This is a genomic window from Plesiomonas sp., assembly GCF_051650925.1.
GTDB lineage: Bacteria > Pseudomonadota > Gammaproteobacteria > Enterobacterales > CAMTGL01 > Plesiomonas.
Map to the genome: position 1 here is coordinate 1 of NZ_JBOFRH010000280.1, position 1,407 is coordinate 1,407.

The following is a 1,407-nucleotide window of genomic DNA, read 5'->3' on the forward strand; positions in this document are numbered from 1 at the left end:
CCAACCGGCTGCACGAACTCCGCCTCCAGTAACGGCAACACCACATGCCCACCACCAAACACCAAGGCACCCGCGCGGTACATGGCGGAAGACAGTGACAACGCCGGTGATGTCACCAGTAGCATCAACGCGGGTAACAGCACTAACAACGCCGCAAATAGCAACAGGAGAACAATCCCCTGCCTAGGCGACATGCCCCTAGAGTGCACCGCCATCGACGAGGCCGCATTAGGTATGGAGTTAGGTATAGACTCACGCAAGCCCACAGCCGCGGGCGACAAACAAAACCGACCGACCACCGCGCCAAATATGATGAATAGCAGTTGCATACGCGCATCCGCAATCATCAGCGATCCAGCCAGCGCCATCACGGCAAGCAACAGCGTGCCGCGAGTACGACACAGTTGCCAGCCCATATTCCACACCGCATGCGCCACTACGGCGACGGCCGCTAACTTAAGGCCACTCATTAAAAAGCCATTGGGTAACAGACCATAGTGCTGAATTCCCCACGCCGCGCCCGCCATCAACAGTGCCGACGGCAAAGTAAAACCCAACCACGCCGCCAGCGCACCAAGATAGCCGCCTTGACGAAAGCCCAGCGCAATGCCGAACTGACTACTGGCCGGCCCGGGCAGGCATTGGCATAACGCCACTAAATCGGCGTACTCAAACTCACTTAACCAACGACGGCGAGCGACAAACTCATGATGAAAATAACCCAGATGGGCAACCGGTCCACCAAATGATGTCAGACCAAGACGGAGAAAAATCAGGAAAAGATGAAACGAAGGAGTGGCAGCTGAGGACATAAGTTAACCAAAATCCCGATGAATAACGTCAGCCGACCACTGTAGCACTCAATTATGACAAAACAGTTAATGCGTATAATTTGTACGTTAGATATAAGGTTAAAGTCCGCAATTTCTAAGTAACTGTGTTCAAACGTAATAGAAAATACAGTCATCTCAATTACTCAACAGCTACCGCCCTTACTTACACTTTCTGTATACTTTTACTCGTGAGACGATGTTCTAAAGCAGCAACATTGTTAATGTATGCCAAATAGTTTACTTACCGCCTACTACTGGATAAATCCTAGTTGCAATTGATTCAAGAAAAACCATTTTAAAGTATCACATTCTTCCCTCTGTTTTAGTTCTGTTGGCTGTATTACACTTTCGCAAGTTATAGTAGACAACGCATGTCGGTCAGAGGGAAAAGACCACCGATGCAGAGCACCGCACAACGTAGAGCTGAAATGTTGACCTTTATCCGCACCCACGGCAAAGGAGATGTGAATACCTTTGTACGCCAATATGGTGTGTCGGCAGTGACTATCCGCTACGATCTCAATCAATTGGAAAAACAAGGCTGTGTAACGCGCTGTTATGGCGGCGCCACACT

At 49.9% G+C, this 1,407-nt stretch carries 2 protein-coding genes; one reads left to right on the forward strand and one right to left on the reverse strand.

All coding sequences use genetic code 11. From position 1 onward, the window contains the following. Positions 1-812 (reverse strand): chromate efflux transporter (chrA, locus tag ACRC27_RS06740; RefSeq protein WP_438639481.1); only part of this gene is annotated, 812 nt, incomplete at its 3' end. 449 nt (positions 813-1,261) lie between these two features. On the opposite strand from chrA, the gene ACRC27_RS06745 reads away from it, so the two are divergent. After that, a partial coding sequence (locus ACRC27_RS06745; RefSeq protein ID WP_438639482.1) for a DeoR family transcriptional regulator occupies positions 1,262-1,407 on the forward strand: 146 nt, incomplete at its 3' end.